Origin of the sequence: Sphingobium yanoikuyae (genome assembly GCF_034424525.1) — a bacterium.
Taxonomy (GTDB): domain Bacteria; phylum Pseudomonadota; class Alphaproteobacteria; order Sphingomonadales; family Sphingomonadaceae; genus Sphingobium; species Sphingobium yanoikuyae.
The window spans coordinates 4,353,760-4,371,543 of the sequence record NZ_CP139979.1 but is presented as its reverse complement, the minus strand read 5'-3'; the positions used below and the strand labels follow the sequence as shown (position 1 = coordinate 4,371,543).

General features: G+C 67.5%; 17 protein-coding genes. 12 read left to right on the top strand and 5 right to left on the bottom strand.

All coding sequences use genetic code 11. From position 1 onward, the window contains the following. The first annotated feature begins 58 nt into the window (after positions 1-58). The 12 genes from U0025_RS20270 to U0025_RS20215 all read left to right on the top strand — a co-directional run bounded on the left by U0025_RS20270 (position 59) and on the right by U0025_RS20215 (position 12,712). Positions 59-886 carry an IclR family transcriptional regulator gene (locus U0025_RS20270; RefSeq protein ID WP_004209343.1) on the top strand — a complete coding sequence of 276 codons (828 nt, stop codon included), beginning with the start codon at positions 59-61 and terminating at the stop codon, positions 884-886. 17 nt (positions 887-903) lie between these two features. Beyond that, on the top strand, positions 904-1,668 hold the full coding sequence (locus U0025_RS20265; protein WP_004209342.1) for an SDR family NAD(P)-dependent oxidoreductase: 765 nt from the start codon (positions 904-906) through the stop codon (positions 1,666-1,668). A 65-nt stretch (positions 1,669-1,733) separates the two neighbouring features. Beyond that, complete coding sequence (locus U0025_RS20260; protein ID WP_004209341.1) at positions 1,734-2,540, top strand: rhamnogalacturonan acetylesterase; 807 nt, start codon at positions 1,734-1,736, stop codon at positions 2,538-2,540. Beyond that, positions 2,537-3,508: an alpha/beta hydrolase gene (locus tag U0025_RS20255; protein ID WP_004209340.1), complete on the top strand. Its 972-nt coding sequence runs from the start codon at positions 2,537-2,539 to the stop codon at positions 3,506-3,508. Before U0025_RS20260 ends, U0025_RS20255 begins: the two co-directional genes overlap by 4 nt. Next, a complete protein-coding gene (locus tag U0025_RS20250; RefSeq protein WP_004209338.1) occupies positions 3,505-4,263 on the top strand; it encodes a (Fe-S)-binding protein in 759 nt (252 codons plus the stop codon). Before U0025_RS20255 ends, U0025_RS20250 begins: the two co-directional genes overlap by 4 nt. After that, positions 4,260-5,675: a lactate utilization protein B gene (locus tag U0025_RS20245; protein ID WP_004209337.1), complete on the top strand. Its 1,416-nt coding sequence runs from the start codon at positions 4,260-4,262 to the stop codon at positions 5,673-5,675. The genes U0025_RS20250 and U0025_RS20245 overlap by 4 nt, the downstream gene beginning before the upstream one ends. Further along, positions 5,672-6,310: a LutC/YkgG family protein gene (locus U0025_RS20240; protein ID WP_004209336.1), complete on the top strand. Its 639-nt coding sequence runs from the start codon at positions 5,672-5,674 to the stop codon at positions 6,308-6,310. Before U0025_RS20245 ends, U0025_RS20240 begins: the two co-directional genes overlap by 4 nt. Positions 6,311-6,389: 79 nt before the next feature. Beyond that, complete coding sequence (gene kduI / locus U0025_RS20235) at positions 6,390-7,229, top strand: 5-dehydro-4-deoxy-D-glucuronate isomerase (protein ID WP_004209335.1); 840 nt, start codon at positions 6,390-6,392, stop codon at positions 7,227-7,229. Positions 7,230-7,316: 87 nt separating this feature from the next. Further along, positions 7,317-8,072: a 2-dehydro-3-deoxy-D-gluconate 5-dehydrogenase KduD gene (kduD, locus tag U0025_RS20230; RefSeq protein ID WP_004209334.1), complete on the top strand. Its 756-nt coding sequence runs from the start codon at positions 7,317-7,319 to the stop codon at positions 8,070-8,072. Positions 8,073-8,166: 94 nt separating this feature from the next. Further along, positions 8,167-10,563, top strand: a complete 2,397-nt coding sequence (locus U0025_RS20225) for a beta-galactosidase (protein WP_004209333.1) — start codon at positions 8,167-8,169, stop codon at positions 10,561-10,563. Next, the gene (locus U0025_RS20220; protein WP_004209332.1) at positions 10,560-11,771 is read left to right on the top strand and encodes a glycosyl hydrolase 53 family protein; all 1,212 of its coding nucleotides are present in this window, start codon (positions 10,560-10,562) and stop codon (positions 11,769-11,771) included. Before U0025_RS20225 ends, U0025_RS20220 begins: the two co-directional genes overlap by 4 nt. Beyond that, positions 11,771-12,712, top strand: coding sequence for a glycoside hydrolase family 43 protein (locus tag U0025_RS20215; RefSeq protein WP_004209331.1), 942 nt, complete (start codon positions 11,771-11,773; stop codon positions 12,710-12,712). The genes U0025_RS20220 and U0025_RS20215 overlap by 1 nt, the downstream gene beginning before the upstream one ends. Here the strand turns inward: U0025_RS20215 and U0025_RS20210 are convergent. The 5 genes from U0025_RS20210 to U0025_RS20190 are packed head-to-tail and all read right to left on the bottom strand — an operon-like array spanning position 12,668 to position 17,750. Beyond that, positions 12,668-14,110, bottom strand: coding sequence for an efflux transporter outer membrane subunit (locus U0025_RS20210; protein ID WP_004209330.1), 1,443 nt, complete (start codon positions 14,108-14,110; stop codon positions 12,668-12,670). The genes U0025_RS20215 and U0025_RS20210 overlap by 45 nt on opposite strands. Next, positions 14,103-15,005 (bottom strand): efflux RND transporter periplasmic adaptor subunit, encoded by a 903-nt coding sequence (locus U0025_RS20205; RefSeq protein ID WP_004209329.1) that lies wholly within the window; start codon positions 15,003-15,005, stop codon positions 14,103-14,105. The genes U0025_RS20210 and U0025_RS20205 overlap by 8 nt, the downstream gene beginning before the upstream one ends. After that, positions 15,002-15,217 (bottom strand): DUF1656 domain-containing protein, encoded by a 216-nt coding sequence (locus U0025_RS20200; RefSeq protein ID WP_004209328.1) that lies wholly within the window; start codon positions 15,215-15,217, stop codon positions 15,002-15,004. The genes U0025_RS20205 and U0025_RS20200 overlap by 4 nt, the downstream gene beginning before the upstream one ends. Next, positions 15,214-17,304 (bottom strand): FUSC family protein, encoded by a 2,091-nt coding sequence (locus tag U0025_RS20195; protein ID WP_004209327.1) that lies wholly within the window; start codon positions 17,302-17,304, stop codon positions 15,214-15,216. The genes U0025_RS20200 and U0025_RS20195 overlap by 4 nt, the downstream gene beginning before the upstream one ends. After that, positions 17,301-17,750: a MarR family winged helix-turn-helix transcriptional regulator gene (locus U0025_RS20190; RefSeq protein WP_004209326.1), complete on the bottom strand. Its 450-nt coding sequence runs from the start codon at positions 17,748-17,750 to the stop codon at positions 17,301-17,303. The genes U0025_RS20195 and U0025_RS20190 overlap by 4 nt, the downstream gene beginning before the upstream one ends. Positions 17,751-17,784 lie beyond the last annotated feature (34 nt).

Genomic DNA, 17,784 nt, shown 5'->3' with positions numbered 1-17,784 from the left:
GCGTCCCGCCTCTCCTACACCCTTGTTTTTCTCATTTTGTGGGATAGAGTGTTAGTAGATGAGACAAAATACGTCAAACCCGGAATCGGGTCCGCGAGAGGAAAAGTCGAAGACGCAGGGGTCGCAGACCCTTCAGCGCGGGCTGGACCTGCTCGACCAGGTGATCGACGGGCCGGTGAAGCTCGCCGACCTGTCCGAGCGCATGGGCCTGACGCGCTCCACCACCCATCGCCTCGCCAATGCGCTGGTCGAGCGCGGTTTCCTGACCTTCCTGCCGCGCGAGGGCTATCAGCTTGGCCCCAAGCTGCTGCAGCTCGGCTTCCTGGCGCAGAGCCAGGCCGACGTGGTGCAGATTGCCCGCCCCCATCTGGAAGCGCTGGCCGCGGCGAGCGAGGATGTGGTGCATCTGGGCCGGCTGGACGGTGACCAGGCGCTCTATCTGGACAAGATTCCCGGTCGCCGCCGGGTCGAGATTTCGAGCCGGATCGGCGATCGTCATCCGCTGACATCGACCGGCCTTGGCAAGGCGCTGATGCTGGACGATCCGGAGGCAGGCTGGACCCGGCTGCTGGAGAGCGAGCGGGAGAACGGCACCCATGATGCCGACCCGGCGACATGGCTGGAGCGGATGCGCGGCTATGTCGCGGCCGGGCGCGCGTTCGACCTGGAAGAGAATGAGGACCAGATACGCTGCGTCGCCGCGCCGATCCGCGATGCGTCGGGCGCGATCGTCGCCGCCATCAGCCTGTCGAGCGCCGCCCAATATATGGACGATGAGCGCATGGCATCGCTGAGCGACGAGGTCCGCGCCGCCGCGCAGAAGGTCAGCGCCGACCTGGGCTGGACCCCCGGCGTCAAATCCCCCCGCCGCCCGGTGCGGCGCTAATCCAAGGAAATGCTCGCATGAAGCTGCTTGAAGGCAAGACCGTCCTCGTCACCGGCGCATCGACCGGCATCGGCCGGGCGGCCGCCATCGGCGCCGCCCAGCATGGCGCCGACGTCGTCATCAACTATGCCCATAGCGACGGCCCGGCCGCCAGCTGCGTCGCCGAGATCGAGGCGCTGGGCCAGCGCGCGATCGCGGTGAAGGGCGATGTCGCCGATCCGCAGACCGCGCAGGACTTCGTCGCCAAGGCGGTCGAGGCGTTCGGCAAGGTCGACGTGATGGTCAGCAATGCCGGCATCTGCCCGTTCCACGGCTTCCTCGACATGCCGGTCGACGTGGTGGAGCGCACCTTCAAGGTCAATCTGCACGGCGCCTATTTCATGGTGCAGGCCGCCGCGCAGCAGATGGTGAAGCAGGGCCATGGCGGGTCGATCGTCGCGGTCTCCTCCATCTCCGCGCTGGTTGGCGGCGAATTTCAGACCCACTACACCCCGACCAAGGCGGGCGTGCATTCGCTGATGCAGTCGACGGCCATTGCCCTCGGCAAATATGGTATCCGCTGCAACAGCGTGCTGCCCGGCACCATCCTGACCGAGATCAACAAGGATGACCTGGCCGATGTCGAGAAGCGCGAATATATGGAAAAGCGCACACCGCTCGGCCGCCTGGGCGCACCCGAAGACCTGGCCGGGCCGATCGTGTTCCTGGCGTCGGACATGGCCGCCTATGTCACCGGCGCGGCGCTGCTGGTCGACGGCGGCATGTATGTGAACCTGCAATAAGATATTGAGCGCCGTCATTCCCGCGAAAGCGGGGATGACGGTATTCAGGAAACAGGACATCGCCGATGAGGATCGTCACCAAAGCCGCCGCCACCCTCGCCCTGCTGGCCACGCCCCTGCCGGCGCTGGCGACGCAGCCGGGCGACACGATCCTGATCGCCAGCGATTCGACCGCGGCCAATTACAAGAAGGGCAATTATCCCCAGACCGGCTGGGGCATGATGCTGGGTTGCGGCCTGTCGCCCGAGGTGCGGGTGTCCAACCATGCGATGGGTGGGCGGTCGACCCGCACCTTCATCGAGGAAGGGCGCTGGACGAAATTGATGAGCGAGCTGATGCCCGGCGACACGGTGCTGATCCAGTTCGGCCATAATGATGCCTATCGCGCCAAGCCGCAGCGCTGGGCGCCGGCGCAGACCGACTATCGCAACAATCTGCTGCGCTTCATCTGGGACGTGCGCGGGGCCGGCGGCACGCCGGTGCTGGTGACGCCGGTGACGCGGCGCAGCTTTGGCGCCGATGGCAAGGCGAAGGCCGACTTCGCCGAATATTCCGCGGTGATGCGCGAACTGGCGGCGAGCGCCAATGTACCGATCATCGATCTGGAAGCGCTGTCACGCGCCTGGGTCGACCGGGCCGGGCCGGACAAGGCAAAGACCTATTTCCTCCACTACAAGGCGGAGGACAAGATGCCCGGCTTCCCCAAGGGGATCGACGACGATACCCATTTCAGCGAACTGGGCGCGCGCAATGTCGCCGATCTGGTCGCCGGTGGCCTCAAGGCGCTGAACCTGCCGATTTCGGCCAAGGTGCTGGCGAGCCGGCCGGCACTTAATCGGACCACGCCGCTGGGAAGGACCGAATGCCAATGACCATGCTTGACCGTCGCGGCCTGTTGACCGGCGCCGCCGTTGCTGCCGCGCTTGCGCCGATGGGCGAGGCGCTGGCGCAGAGCTTTCCGCTGCCCCAGGGCTTCGTCCGCTTTCCGATCTGGCCGGGCAAGGCGCCGGGCAGCGAGCATGTGACGGTGAAGGAAGTGGAGACGCTGCGCCGGCCCGACAGCGGGCCGGACGATGGCGTGTTCGCCCATATCGTCACCCCGACCCTGACCCTGTTGCGCCCGGCAAAGCCCAATGGCGCGGCGATCATGCTGATCCCCGGCGGCGGTTACAGCCGGGTGGCGATCGGCCATGAGGGCTATTCGATCGCGCGCCGCTTTGCCGAGGCCGGCTATGTCTGCTTCGTGCTGCTCTATCGCCTGCCGGCCGATGGCTGGGCCGCCGGGGCCGAGGCCCCGCTGCAGGATGCACAGCGCGCATTGCGGCTGGTGCGCAGCTTGGCGGGCAAGGAGAAGTTCGACGCCAATCGGGTCGGCGTGATCGGCTTTTCCGCCGGCGGGCACCTGGCCGCCTGGCTGACCAGCCGGACGCCGGTGGAAAGCTACAAGCCGGTCGATGCCGCCGATCGCGAGCCGATCAAGGCCGCCGTCGCCGCCTATATGTATCCGGTGATCCAGATGGAGGGGCCTTTCGTCCACAAGGGATCGCGCACGCAATTGCTGGGCGAGAATCCGTCGCCCGAGCGGATGCGCGCCTATTCGCTGGACCAGGATGTGAGCGCGCAGACGCCGCCGGTGTTCCTGGCCCATGCGATCGACGATCCGGCAGTGCCGGTCGACAACAGCATCGCCATGCTGGCGGCGCTGCGGGCGCAGAAGATTCCGACCGAATGCCATTTGTTCGAAAATGGCGGCCATGGCTTCGGCATTACGGCGCAGGCCCAGTCGGCCGCGCCCTGGCCCGACCTGTTCCTGGCCTTTGCCAAGAGGCATGGCGTGTGACCCAGCGCAAAATTGCCCTGTTCGTCACCTGCCTGGTCGACATGATGCGCCCGCGCATCGGCTTTGCCGCGATCCGCGCGCTGGAGGCGGCGGGCTGCGACGTGGTCGTGCCCGAGGGCCAGACCTGTTGCGGCCAGCCGGCGTTCAACAGCGGCGATACCGAACATGCGATCGCGCTGGCCAAGCAGACCATCGTCGCGCTGGAACCCTATGAGGCGGTGGTGGTGCCGTCGGGGTCGTGCGGCGGCACGATCCGTTGCCATTATCCCGAGCTGTTCGAGCATGACCCGGAGTGGCTGCCGCGCGCGCAGGCAGTGGCAAGCCGGACATGGGAGATCATGGCCTATCTGGACGAGATATGCGGGTGGAAGCCCGAGGGCGTGGAGGTCATGGCCAAGGCGACCTATCATGACAGCTGTTCGGGCCTGCGCGAGCTGGGCGTCAAGGCACAGCCGCGCCGGTTGCTGAAACCCATCGCCGGGCTGGAACTGACGCCGCTGGCCGGCGAGGAGACCTGTTGCGGCTTTGGCGGCACCTTCTGCGTCAAATATCCCGCCATTTCCAACGCGATCGTCGGCGAGAAGGCGGACGCGATCGAGGCGACCGGCGCCGACCTGCTGCTGGCGGGCGACCTTGGCTGCCTGATGAACATGGCGGGCAAGCTCAACCGCCAGGGCAGCAAGGTCCGCGCCTTCCACGCGATCGAGCTGATCGCCGGCATGGGCAACGGCCCGGCGATCGGGGAAGAGGCATGAGCGGCGCACCGGCCGAAGCGACCAGCTTCAAGGATCGCGCCGATGCGGCGCTGGCCGACCGCATCCTGAAGGTTGCGGTCGAGCGGACGGCGGGCACGGCCGAGGCCAAGCGCGCCGTCGCGGTCGACGCCTTTCCCGATTTCCAGGCAGCGCGCACCCGTGCGGCGGCGATCAAGGACCATGTCGTCGCCCATCTGGGCCATTATCTGGAGCAGTTCGAGGCGAATGCCGTCGCCGCCGGGGCGAAGGTCCATTGGGCACGCACCGCCGACGAGGCCTGCGACATCGTCATCGCCCTGTGCAAGGCGGCGAAGGCCAGGAGCGTCGCCCGGTCCAAGTCGATGCTGGGCGAGGAGATCGGCCTGCCCCATGCGCTGGCCGAGGCCGGCATCGGCCGGGTCGAGACCGACCTTGCCGAACATATCATCCAGCTGGCCAACGAGCGGCCCTCGCACATCATCTGGCCGGCAATGCACAAGACCCGCGAGCAGGTGTCCGCCCTGTTCAAGGCCAAGCATCGCACCCCACATGAGGAAGAGACGATCGCCGCCATGGCGGAAAGCGCGCGGCGCGAGCTGCGCACGCAGATGCTGGGCGCGGATGTCGGCATTTCCGGCGCCAATTTCCTGATTGCCGACACCGGCGCGATCTGCACCGTCACCAATGAGGGCAATGCCGAGCTGTCGCTCGTCCCGCCGCGCGTCCATATCGTGACCGCCGGGATCGAGAAGATCGTGCCGAGCATGCCCCATGCCGTGCATATGCTGCGGATGCTGGCGCGGTCGGCGACCGGCGCGGCGCTGACCCAATATACGACCTTCTATACCGGCCCCAGGCGCCCCGGCGACCGGGACGGGCCGGAAGAGATGCATATCGTGCTGGTCGACAATGGCCGCACCCGGATGCGCGAGGAAGGCTTGGCCGAGATGCTGCGCTGCATCCGCTGCGGCGCCTGCATGAACCATTGCGTGGTGTTCCGCCAGATTGGCGGCCATGCCTATGGCGGTACCTATCCGGGGCCGATGGGCGCGGTGCTGACCCCGGTGCTGGACGGGCTGAAGCAGAGCCGCGACCTGCCCAATGCCTGCACCATGAACGGCAAGTGCCAGGAAGTATGCCCGGTGCGCATTCCGCTGCCGACGCTGCTGCGCGGCTGGCGCGAGAAGAGCTGGCGCGAGGGGCTTGAGCCGCAATCCTTGCGCGCGGGGCTGGGCCTATGGGCCTGGGTCGCGACCCGGCCGCGCCTCTATCGGATGGGCACCAGCATGGCGGTGCGGGCGATGCGGCGGCTGGGCAGCAAGGGCTGGATCAGCAAGCTGCCGCTGGCGGGCGGCTGGACCCGCTATCGCGACATGCCCAAGCCTGCGGCGCAGACCTTCATGGACCAATATCGCAAGGAAAACGGCCGATGAATGCGCGCGAGGCCATCCTTGGTCGCCTGAAAGATGACAGCGAAGTTGACATAGCGGCGGAGGCTGCGGCGCTGCTCGGCACGCCGGAGCGACCGGCGGTCGATGTCGCCCATGTCGAGGCGGAGTTTGTGGCGCGGCTGGCCCTGCCCAGCGTCAGCGCCAGTCATGACGTTATCGAAACAATATCCGAGCTGCCCGCCGCCGTCGCGCGCTATCTGGATGCGCAGGGCGAGGCGCGCGCGCTGTGCCTGCCGCCCGACCCGCGCCTGTCGGGCTGCGACTGGAGCGGCTTTGCCCTGCATCAGGATGCCGCACCCGATGAGGCAGCGACGCTGGCGATTGCGCGCAAGGGCATTGCCGAGACCGGGTCGCTGATATTCGAGACCAGCCCGCAGGCGCCGATGCTGCCCAATTTCCTGACGCTGCATCATTTGGTGCTGCTGCGCGTGGCCGACATCGCCCCCTGGCTGGAGGAAGCGCCGCTGGCCGGGCCGCAACCGCGCGCCCATTACTGGATCACCGGCGTGTCGGGCACGACCGATATCGAGGGCACCTATGTGCGCGGCGCCCATGGTCCCCGCTTCCTGCATGTCATCCTGCTGCGCGGCGACTTTCCTCATATGTCGGAACAATAGTCCACATTCCGGGAAAACAGGCTTACATTCGCCGCCTGCGCCGTTATAAGCTTTCCCAAAGTTTAGATGGAGATTCCCGATGTTCGACAAGACCTATTATGCGACGCACCCCGACATGATGGAGTGCGTGTCGAACGAGGAGCTGCGGGATCGCTATCTGATCGGCGGGCTGTTCCGTGACGGCGAATGTGTGCTGAACTACACCCATGCCGAGCGGTTCGTGATCGGCGGCGTGGCGGTGGCCGATGCGCCGGTGAAGCTGCCGGCGCAGAGTGAGCCGGCTTCGGCGGCGGGCCATCCCTTCCTGGAGCGGCGCGAACTGGCGATCGTCAATGTCTCGGGCGTTGAAGGCACCGTGACCGTCGACGGCGAAGTCTTCACCCTGGGCAACAAGGATTGCCTCTATGTGACGATGGGCGCCAAGGATGTGGAGTTCGCCGGCGCCGGCGCGCGTTTCTATCTCGCCTCCTGCCCGGCGCACAAGGCGTTCACCACCCGCAAGCTCGGCATTGCCGACGCCAATGCGCTGGAGCGCGGCAGCCTGGAAGAATCGAACGAGCGCACCATCTTCCAGCTCGTCATCCCCGGCATCTGCGACAGCGCGCAGCTGGTCATGGGCCTGACCGTGCTCAAGCCCGGTTCGGTGTGGAACACCATGCCCCCGCACATCCATGAGCGCCGCAGCGAGATTTATTTCTATTTCGAGCTGGATGGCGATGCCGACCGCGTCTTCCACTATATGGGCGAAGGCGATGCGATGCGTCACATCGTCATGGCCAATGAGGAAGCGGTGATCTCGCCGCCCTGGTCGATCCATATGGGGTCGGGCACCAAGGCCTATGCCTTCATCTGGGCGATGGCCGGCGAGAACCAGGACTATACCGACATGAACGTGCTGGACATCTGCCAGCTGGCCTAAGCCAGAAGGGGGAGAGGCTGTCACGCCCTCTCCCCTCACATGCCCTCCCCTAACCCCTCCCTGAAGGGAGGGGGATTTGGAGCTTATATGAGCAACATCTTCGATCTGACCGGCAAGGTCGCCATCGTCACCGGCGCCAATACCGGCATTGGCCAGGCGATCGCGCTGTCGCTCGCCGCAGCCGGCGCCGACATTGCGGCGGTCGGCCGCACCCCGGCGGAAGAGACCGTCGAGAAGGTCCGGGCACTCGGCCGCAAGGCGGAGATCGTCTCGGCCGACCTGTCGAGCATCGAACCGGTGCAGCGCGTCGTCGACGAGACGATCGCCAAGCTGGGCGGGCTCGACATCCTGATCAACAATGCCGGCATCATCCGCCGCGCCGACAGCGTCGACTTCACCGAGGAAGATTGGGACGCGGTGATCGACACCAATCTCAAATCCACCTTCTTCCTAGCCCAGGCGGCCGGGCGGCACATGCTGGCGCAGGGTAGCGGCAAGATCGTCAACATCGCCTCGCTGCTGTCGTTCCAGGGCGGCATCCGCGTGCCGAGCTATACCGCGTCCAAGAGTGGCGTCGCTGGCCTCACCAAGCTGCTGGCGAACGAGTGGGCGGCCAAAGGCGTCAACGTCAACGCGATCGCGCCGGGCTATATCGCCACCAACAACACCGCCGCGCTGCAGGCCGACGAGACCCGCAACCGTCAGATCCAGGAACGCATCCCGGCCGGCCGCTGGGGCGACCCCAGCGACATTGGCGGCGCCGCCGTGTTCCTGGCCTCGCCGGCGGCAAATTATATCCATGGCCATATCCTGGCCGTCGATGGCGGCTGGTTGGCCCGCTGATATCCCGTCCTGCGCCCGTTCCTAGGCGGGTGGGCGCAGGACAAACCTGATCCAAGAGGAGGGCTCAGCCTCCCGACCCATCACAGGAGGACGGATGCCCGATATCGACCGGCGCACGGCGCTGACTGCCACGGGCCTTGCCGGCCTGGGCCTCGCCCTTCCCACCGATGCCCTTGCCCAGACGGCCAACAGCCTGGACGCGCGCAAGCCCGGCCTGCCGCTCAAGTCCGGCCATCTCCATATGGGCACCGGCACCGGGCCGCAGGGACGGATCGGCATCACCAATCTCTATCTGACCCGCGACGACCGGCCCTGGCTGCCGGTGATGGGCGAATTTCACTTCACCCGCTTCCCGAGCGCCTATTGGGAAGAGGAATTGCTGAAGATGAAGGCGGCCGGTGTCGGCATCGTCGCCTCCTATGTTCTCTGGAACCATGTCGAGCTGGCGCCCGGCAGGATCGACTGGACCGGCGATCGCGATATCGGGCGCTTCGTGCGGCTCTGCCAGAAACATGGCCTGCTCTTCTTCCTGCGCCCCGGCCCCTGGGGCCATGCCGAGGCGCGCTTTGGTGGCATCCCCGACTGGATCGCCGGCAGCACCCGCACGCGCAGCAACGACCCGGCCTATATGGCGCAGGTCGAGCGCTTCTGGCGCGGGCTGCACGATCAGCTCTCGGGGCTGATGTGGAAGGATGGCGGGCCGATCGTCGGCATGCAGGTCGAGAATGAATATAATCTGGGCGGTCCCGGACAGGGCCGGGAGCATATCGCGGCGCTGAAGGCGCTGGCAGTGCGGATCGGCTTCGACGTGCCGCTCTATACCGTGACCGGATGGGACCAGACCGTCTATCCCAAGGGCGAGGTGGTGCCGGTGCATGGCGGCTATCCCGACGAGCCCTGGTCGGCGAAGACGGTGAAACTGCCGCCCAAGGAAAATTACCTGTTCCGCTTCGACAGCCGGGTGAGCGGCGACCTGGGCGCGCAGACGCGCGGCGGGCGGCGCGGCGACGCCGACAGCGACATGGCAGACACGCCCTTCCTGGGCGCGGAATATGGCGGCGGCGTGCCGGTCATGTATCGGCGGCGGCCTTTGTTGCAGCCGGCCGACGTGGCGGCGGCGGTGACGACGCAGGTCGGGTCGGGCGTCAATCTGCTGGGCTATTATATGTTCCATGGCGGCGCCAACCCGATGGCGAACGGGCGCATGCTGGAGGAGACGCAGCGGTCGGGCGGCTATAATGACTGCCCGGCGATCGCCTATGATTTCCAGGCGCCGATCGGCCAATATGGCGAGGTCAATCCGGTCAGCGCGGCGCTGCGCCCGCTCCATTATTTCCTGGCCGAATATGGCGAGACGCTGGCGCCGATGACGGTGCATGCGCCGGCCGTGCTGCCGGCAGACAAGGATGACCTGAAGACACTGCGCTGGGCGGTGCGGGCGAAGGGCGACACCGGCTTCCTGTTCGTCAACAATCATGTCCGCCAATATGGCACGGCGGCGCATCCCGGCACGCAGTTCGATGTGACATTGGCCGGCGGCCCGGTTCGCCTGCCGAGCCGGCCGGTGACGATCGCGCCAGGCGACAATTTCTTCTGGCCGATCGGCATGGATCTGGACGGGGTGCGGCTCGACTGGGCGACGGCGCAGCCGGTGACGCGCATCGCCGACAGCGACGGGCCGATCCATGTGATGGCGGCCTGCCTGCCCGGCCCCGTGGAGCTGGCCTTCCCGGCGGGCACCAAGGTCGATGCGCCGGCGCGCAGCGAAGGCGGGCGGGTGATCGTCCAGGTGCCGCCATCCGCGACGCGGCCGGTGCGGGTGACCGGCGCGGACGGGCGATCGGTGCGGCTGCTGCTGATCGACCGGGAGGCGGCAAAGCGCATCTGGGTCGGCGAGATCGGTGGCGAGCGGCGCGTGGTGCTGAGCGCGGCGGATGCGCTGTTCGGGCCGGACGGGCTGGAACTGCGCCAGCGCGGCGAGGCGCGTTTCGCCTGGCAGATATTGCCCGGCAAGGCGGCGATGATGACGGCGAAGGCGACAGCCATCGCGCCCCTGCCCTTCACCCAGACGCGCGAGGCCGGCACGGCGCCGCCGATCGAGATTGGCGGGCCGGCCAAGGCGGCGATGCAGCCCCTGCCCGAGGCGCACAAGGCGGCGGCGGCCTTTAGCTTCACCATTCCGAAGGATGTGTTGGCGAAGGGCGGCGACGCCTTTCTGGAGATCGACTGGCGCGGCGATATCGGCCGGCTGTTCGATGGCCCCGACATGCTGGACGATGCCTATTGGGACGGACGGGTCTGGCGGATCGGCCTCAAGCGCTTTGCCGCGCGGCTGGGGCGGCCCTGGACGCTGACGGTGATGCCGCTGCGCGCCGACGCGCCCATCTATCTGGACGATGCCGCACGGGCGAAGCTGCCGGCGGGGGCGCAGGTCGCGACGCTGGAGGTGCTGCGCATCGTTCCGGAATATCGCATGGAGGTGAAGGCATGACCCGGTTCACGCGCCGCGGCACATTCGGCCTTGCCACCCTGCCCCTGCTGGCCCGGCCGGCGCTGGCCAAGGCGGGGAAGAATGGTGCGCGGCCCGGCCCCTATCTGATCGGCGCTGACATTAGCTGGGTGCCCGAGGATGAGGCGGCGGGGGCGCGCTATTTCGTGGATGGCGAACAGAAGGACCCGATCCTGATCCTGCGCGATGCCGGCTTCAACGCGATCCGGCTGCGCATCTTCGTCGATCCGGCCAAGGGCTATTCCAGGCGGGAGCCGGACAAGGGCTGGGCCGGTCTGGCCCAGACGGTGAAGCTGGGCAAGCGCGTGCGCGACGCCGGCATGGGGCTGGTGCTGAGTTTCCATTATAGCGACACCTGGGCCGACCCGGAGCATCAGGCGGTGCCCGCGGCCTGGGCCGGCCATGACCTGCCGGCGCTGGCCAAGGCGGTCGAGGCACATACGCACGACACGCTGGTGGCGATGCGGGCGGGCGGCGCGCCGGTCGACATGGCGGTGATCGGCAATGAGACGACCTTCGGCATGTTGTGGCCCCATGGCCGGGTGAAGCTGTCGACGTCGACCGGCAATCCGGTGACCGACGCCAATCATGCCAGGGTCGGCGAGGTTGGCGGGTTCGACGGCTTTGCCGCGTTGCTGCGCGCGGGGATCGCCGGTGCGCGCCGGGCCGAGCCGGACGTTGCGATCCAGGTGCATAATCATCTGGGCCGGCACTGGCCGATCGTGCGCGAATGGACCGATGCGCTGATCGCGCGGCAGGTGGATTTCGATGTGGTCGGCTTTTCCTGCTACCAGCAGCGGGCGCAGGGCGACTGGGCCACGACCTTCAGCGAATATGTGAAGCGCTATCCCGACAAGGGGCTGCTGGTCGCCGAATATTCGAGCCGCAAGCGCTATATCAATGATCTGGTCCATGCCCTGCCCGGCAAGCATGGCTGGGGCAGCTTCATCTGGGAGCCGATCCGGCACCAGGAAGCGATTTTCGACCAGGATGGGCATAATGCCGGCGAAGGGGCCAAGCCCGACCTGATCAGCCAGGGTCTGAACGGGGCGGAGGCGCCAGGCGGGCTGGCATCGCAGAAGCCGGCCGTGCCGAAACCCGAACCGACCGGGCCGATGGGCCATGGCGGCGACTATGTCGCCAACAAGCTGCTCGACCTCTACCCGCAAATGGCCAAGGATTATCGCTGATGAGACGGCGCGACTTCACGCTGGGACTGGGCGCATTGGCGCTGGCAGGGTGCGCGACCCGGTCGGCAGCGCGCGCCGATGACCTGCTGGTCTTTGCCTATTTCACCACCGGCAAGGGCGAGGCCGACGGCCTCAAACTGGCGGTGAGCGAGGATGGCTTTGCCTTTCGCACGCTGGCGGGCGGGCGCAGCCTGCTGGTGCCGCAGGTGGGCGAGAAGAAGCTGATGCGCGACCCCTATCTGTTCGCGGACAAGGGCGTCTATCATCTGCTGTGGACCACGGCCTGGGAAGGGGTGACGATCGGCCATGCGACCAGCCGCGATCTGGTCCACTGGTCGCCGCAGCGCGCCATTCCGGTGATGCAGGACGTGCCCGGCACCCGCAATTGCTGGGCGCCCGAGGCGGTGCGCGATCCGGCGACCGGGCGGCATATCCTGTTCTGGTCGAGCACCGTGACCGGCCGCTTCACCGAGACGGCGGGGACATCGGAATCGGGCTATAATCATCGGCTCTGGTCGGTCAGCACGGCCGATTTCGAGACGTTCAGCGCGCCCGCGCCGCTTTATGATCCCGGCTTCAGCGTGATCGACGGGACATTCGCGCAGGGCCCAAGCGGCGGCCTATACCTGATCGTCAAGGACGAGACGGTGCAGCCGCCGCACAAATGGCTGCAGGTGGCGAAGGCGGAGAGCCCGACCGGGCCGTTCGGCCCCTTGTCGCCGCCCTTCTCCCCCGGCTGGGTCGAGGGGCCGATGAGCGCGCAGGTCGGCGATGCGCTGCTCTGCTATTATGACGTCTACAAGGAAGGTCGCTGGGGCGCGGCGATGACGCGCGACATGGTGACGTGGACCGACGTCAGCGCGCGCCTGACCATGCCGGCCGGTGCGCGCCACGGTTCATTGCTGCGCGTTCCCCGCGCTCTGGTCGCCGGCATCGTTTGAGGTCCAGCCGCCGCCCAGCGCCAGGAAGATGGCGATCTGGTCCTGCACCAGCTGGACACGGGCGGCCGCGGCCGAGGATTCGGCGCTGGCGAGGCTGCGCTGGGTATCGAGCAGGTCGAGGAAATCGCTGCGGCCAAAGCGGAACAGCTTGTTCGCCTGCCCCGCCGAGACATTGGCGCTGTCGCGGGCGCGATCGAGCGCGGCGGCCTTTTCCGCGTCGCGGCGATAGGTTTCGAGCGCGGTTTCGGTCTGGCGCAGCGCTTCGAGCACGCTGCCGTCGAAGCTGGCAAGATCGGCCTGCACCTGGGCATCGGCCTGCGCGATACGGGCGCGAACCACCGGGCGATTGGGGAAGGTCCAGCTGATGAGCGGGCCGAGGCTGAAACCGAAGGCGGAGCCGGAGCCGAAATCCTTGAGCGGGCCGGACAGGCCGACCGAGCCGCCGATGCTGACCTGCGGATAGAGATCGGCCATGGCGACGCCCAGGGTCGCCGTGTCGGAGGCGATCATGCGTTCGGCCTGGCGGATGTCGGGGCGACGGCGGATCAGTGCGGTGCCATCGCCCACCGGCAGCGGCGCGCCGAGCGACGGCAGGGTGGCGCAGCCCTCCACATCCCTGGGGTAATCGGCCGGCGGACGGCCGAGCAGGGTGGCGAGCAGATAGAGGCCGCTCTGGCGCTGTGCTTCATAGACGGGCAGCGTCGCCTCGCTCTGGTCCACGGCCGCCTGGGCGCGACTGACGTCGAAGGCGGTGCCGCGACCGCCCCTGAACAGGCGCTGGGTGGCGTTGAGCGTATCACGCTGGAGCGAGACCACCCGGCGATTGACGCCGAGCGCATAATTGGCGGCGCAAACCTGGGCATAGGCCTTGGCCGTGGCGGCGGCGACGCTGACGCGGACATAGTCGCGCGCGGCGGTCACCGCCTCGACATTGGCGCCGCTCGATTCGATCGCGCGGCGGATGCGGCCGTTGAGGTCGAGCGGATAGGAGGCGCTGAGGCCGAAATCATAGCTGATCGAGCCGGGCAGATGCTGGGTCACGCCCGAAGGCCGCGCCAGTGTTTCGCCGCCGCTGATCGTGGTGCTGATCTGGCGCCCGGCCTCCGTCTCGCGCAGCACCGCCTGCGCCGCCGTCAGATTGGCGTCGGCGACGCGCAGGTCGGTATTGGCGGTCAGCGCTTCGGCGATCAGCGCGTCGAGCCGGGGGTCGTTATAGAGTTTCCACCAATGGTCGGGCAGGTCGGCATTGCTGAAGCCCGCGCCCTGCGCCGACTGGAAGGCGCCCTGCGCGCCCGGCGCGGTCGCGGCCGAATGTTCGGGCGGATGATAGTCCGGCCCGGCGGTGGCGCAGGCGCTGAGCGCCAGTGCCAGCAAGGATGTGGTGATACCCTTACGCATGGCGGCAGCTTTCCGGCTTGGCATCCTTCTTCGCCGGTTCGACCGTCACCGTGGCGGTGCGGCCCGAGATCAGCGTGATATTGGCCGGGACATTGGTGAGCTTCACCCGGACCGGGATGCGCTGGGCGAGGCGAACCCAGGAGAAGGTCGGCTCCACCGTGGGCAGGAGATTGCCGGAGTCGCTGCGGGTCGAGTCATTGATGCCATAGGCGATGCTTTCGACCTTGCCGTGCAGATCCTGCTTCTCGCCCATCAGGCGGACGGTGACCGGCGCGCCGATGCAGACCAAAGGCAGCTTGGTTTCCTCGAAATAGCCCTCGACCCGCAGGCTGTCGCTGTCGATCAACGCCATCGCCTGGGTGCCGGCGCCAAGATAGTCGCCGGGATGGAGATCGAGATTGGTGACGACGCCGTTGACCGAGGCGCGGACCTGGGTGCGCTTGAGGTTCAAGGCGGCGGCGTCGCGCGCACTCCGCGCCTCGGCCAGCGCGGCCTGCGCCGTGGCGACGCGGGCGACATTCTGTTCATGGCTTTCCTTGGCGACGAGGTCGCCCAGCGCCAGATCGCGGGTCGCCTCCCGCCGGGCCTGGCCGAGCGTCGCCTGGGCGCTGGCGATCTGCGCCTCCGCCTGTTCCAGCGCCAGCGCATAACGCGGCGTGTCGATGACGAAGAGCAGGTCGCCCGCCTTCACCTGCTGATTGTCGCGCACCGCGACCGAGGTGACGAGGCCGCCAATATCGGGGGTCACGCGCACCACGTCGGCGCGCACGCGGCCGTCGCGGGTCCAGGGGCTGCGCTCATAATGGTTCCACATCCACACGGCGACGATGACGGCGAGGATGACGATGATGATGGTGGCGGCGCTGCGGATCAGCGTCCCGGTCAGGCGGTTCATAGGCGGATTCCCAGCATCGGAACGAGAATGGACAGGCCCCCGAGCGTCAGCACGAACAGGCTGAGGTCGACGAGGGCCCGATAGGCAAGAAAGCGGTAGAGGCCGAACGCCGCAATCAGGCGGGTGAGGCCATAGGTGAGGATGAGCGCGGCCAGCGCCAGCGCCAGCAGCGTGGGGAAGAAGACCCCGTCGATGGACAATTCGCCGGTCATGCGGGAACTCCGGTCATGGGGGTCATGCGATAGCCGGCGCTGTCGGCAAAGAGATTACGGCGCAGGCTGACCAGCGCCAGGATCGCATCGCGGCGGACCGAGGGCGCGGGATTGGCGGCAAGGTCGCCGATGGCGCTGTCGATATCGTCGAGCAGCGCAGGGTCGGCCGCGGCCGGCGCATCGGGATCGAGCCGGCGATAATGGTCGGCCACGCCGCCCAGCACCCGGCCAAGCGGGGCGCCTTCGTCAAAGGGAAGATCGACCCGGAGCTGGCGCAGTTCGCCGATGGCGACACCGGTGCGCAGGTCGCGCAGCGCGTCATAGAGCGGCTTGCCGCTGTCGGTGCGCATGGCGGCGAGGCGTGGGGCGAGCAGCGCGATGCGATCGAGCATCCGGTTGATCCAGCCGCGCACGTCGGGCTGGGTCATGAGGTTGGCGCGGGTGGCGATATCCGCCCAGCCGGCGCGCACGGTGCGGCGCACGGCGCGCTCCACCCCGGCCGATTGCAGCAGGCCGGCCATGATGATCGCGAACCAGATGCCGACCAGCTGTGCCACCGAGCCGTTCACATAGGAGGCGAAGGCGCTGACATAGGCACTGGAGAGCAGCACCGGACTGCCCAGGCCAAGGAGCGTCGGCAGGGCAATGCCCATCCAGCGCGGCGAGGCCATCATCGCGCCCAGTATCAGCAGCGGCGGCGCATAGGCCAGAGCGAGCATGGCGAAGCCGTCGAGCCGGGGCATGATGGCATAGCCATAGAGGGCGCCGAGGAAGGTGGCGATGATCGTGCCGATCATGAAGCCCTTGAGCGGGGCGAGCGGATTGTCCGACGCGGAGAAGAGGGCAAGGAAGACGCCGGCCAGCATCACCGCGCTGCCGCCGTCATGCCAGCCGCTGCCGATCCACAAGGCACAGCCGATCGTCACCGTCATGAAGGCAGCGAAGGCGCCGCGCGCGGCGCCGGCATAGTCGCGATGCAGTTCGCGGTTGCGGCGCCCCTCCAGCAGTTCGGCGACACGCGGCGTCACCGGGCTGCGGCTGTGGGTCAGCATCTGGTCGAACAGGTCGCGGCAGTCGCGATGGACCGCGATCAGCGTGCCGAGGCGGGAATAGAGACTGAGCCGCATCATGCCGGCCCAGTCCATATCGCTGTCGGCCGCCGGTTCGAGCGCGGCGCAGCGGTCGATCAGCGCCTGGGCGCCGGCGGCGCGGGTGGCGCTGTCGGTGCCGGGATGATCGAGCCAGCCGCGCGCATCGGCGATCAGCTGTTCGACCTGGGCCGGGACGATGCCGCCATTGGCCTGTTTCAGCATGGCCAGCCGATCCTCCACCGCGGCGCCGAGCGGCAGCAGCAGCGAGAGCTGGTCCTGCATCGCGCGCACGGTGCGAACACGCGGCGCGAGGCGGCCGATGTCGAAGGGCAGATGGATCGACATCTGGTGCAGTTCGGTGACGTCCTGCGCCAGGCGGCGGCGTTCGGCATCAAGGCCGGGCACCGGATCGGTCGCGATCGCGTCGCGCGACCAGCGTTCGGCGTCGCGCAGCATGGCTTCGACGCGGGCGAAGAGGTTGCCGGTGATCGAGCCGGGCAGGACGACGCCATGGACGATGCTGCCGCAGGCGATGCCGATCCAGATTTCCTGCACGCGCAGGGTGGCGACGGTGAAGATGGTCTGGGGCGAGTCGACGTCGGGGAAGACGATCAGGCAGGCGCTGTAGCCGGCCAGCACGAACATGTAGGAGCGCGGCGTGCGATCGAGCAGCGAGACGAAGACGCAGAGCGCCAGCCAGGCGGCCATGGCAAGGGTCAGCAGTTCGGGCGAATTCACCAGCGGCGGGACGATCGCGACCGAGAAGGCGGCGCCGACGATGGTGCCGATGGCGCGGAAGATCGCCTTGGAAATCACCGCGCCGGCGAGCGGCTGGGCGACGATATAGGAGGTGAGGAAGGCCCAATAGGGACGTTCCAGGCCAATGCTGAGCGCCACATAAAGGGCCAGCATCGCCGCCAGGAAACATTTGAGCGAGAATAGCGCGGCGGGAACGCCGAGGCGCTCGCTCCAGGCTGACAAAGCGGCCTTTTTCATGACTGGCCCCGGCGCTCCCCGATACGGCGTCGCAGCAGTTCTAACAGATTGACCGCCGTCTCGATATCCGCCTCTGGCACACCATCGAGCAGGTCGTTGCGCATGTTGCTGAGCCGCGTTTCGATGCGGCCGACAAGGTCGCGGCCGGAAGTGGTGAGCGACAGGCAGTTGGACCGGCGATCCTCGGGATTGGGGGTGCGCTCGATCAGGGCGGCGGCCTGAAGATGGTCGAGGGTGCGGACCAGCGACGGCTGGGTGATGCCCAGAACGTCGGCCAATTCGATCTGGCGCACGTCGGCGCCCAGCCGGTCGAGATAGAGAAGACACCAGCCAGCGGAATTGGAGACGCCGAATTCGGCCAGGGTGGAATCGGCAAGCTGGCGCCAGAGGCGCGCGATCTGCGGCATATTATGCGCCAGGGCGCGCTGAAGTTCGGTCCGATTCACGAACGCTTAGATAGCTAACTAATTTTATAGTGCA